The sequence below is a fragment of the Mesorhizobium sp. M7A.F.Ca.ET.027.03.2.1 genome (assembly GCF_003999175.1).
GTDB lineage: Bacteria > Pseudomonadota > Alphaproteobacteria > Rhizobiales > Rhizobiaceae > Mesorhizobium.
The window spans coordinates 1-841 of sequence record NZ_RZOM01001614.1 but is presented as its reverse complement, the minus strand read 5'-3'; the positions used below and the strand labels follow the sequence as shown (position 1 = coordinate 841).

General features: G+C 64.8%; 2 protein-coding genes. Both read left to right on the top strand.

From position 1 onward, the window contains the following. On the top strand, positions 1-630 hold a 630-nt coding region (locus EN750_RS36820; RefSeq protein ID WP_127399447.1), incomplete at its 5' end, for an efflux RND transporter periplasmic adaptor subunit. Then, positions 627-841, top strand: a 215-nt coding sequence (locus EN750_RS36815) for an efflux RND transporter permease subunit (protein WP_145968311.1), incomplete at its 3' end; no start/stop codon positions are given. The genes EN750_RS36820 and EN750_RS36815, both read left to right, overlap by 4 nt.

The following is an 841-nucleotide window of genomic DNA, read 5'->3' as shown; positions in this document are numbered from 1 at the left end:
GTCAGCGTCGCCGTCGGCGATCTCGTCACCGTCAGCAATGGCAACAGCAGCACGGCGACCCCGCTGGTGACCATCACCCAGATGGACCCCCTGCAGGTCAACTTCAATCTTCCCGAGAGTAACCTGGCCCTGCTGCACAAGGCGCTCGCCAACCCGCAGCAGGGCGCGGTGACACTGACCAAGGATGGTGACCCGACGCCGATCGGCAAGGGTACGCTCGATTTCGTCGACTCCAGCGTCGACACCGCGTCGGGCACGATTGCCACGCGGGCAAGCATTCCCAATGCCGATCTTTCGCTATGGCCCGGCCAGTATGTGAATGTCGTGCTCGACGCCGGCATCCTGCCGCAGATGACATCGGTTCCCACGGTCGCGGTGCAGCCAAGCCAGAAGGGGCCGTTCGTCTATGTCGTCAAACCGGACAACACGGTCGAGATGCGGCCGGTGCAGGTGGCGCTGACCGAAGGCGACAACAGCGCCATCAGCCAGGGGCTGAAAAGCGGCGAGAAAGTTGTCACTGAGGGCCAGACGAGGCTGAAGGACGGCGCCGCGGTGCATGAGGGCAAGGCCACGGCGAATGCTGCTCCCAAGGTGGCCGAGGCGAGCAACGCCGGCGAGGCAGCCCAATGATCTCCGAATTCTGCATACGCAGGCCTGTCGCCACCCTTCTGATGTCGTTCGCCCTCGTGCTGGGCGGACTGTTCGCCTACAAGTTCCTGCCGGTGGCGGCACTGCCCAGCGCCGAATTCCCGGTGGTCAACGTCTCGGCTTCGCTGCCCGGCGCCTCGCCGGAAACCATGGCGACATCGGTGGCGACGCCGCTGATCAAGCAGTTCGCCAC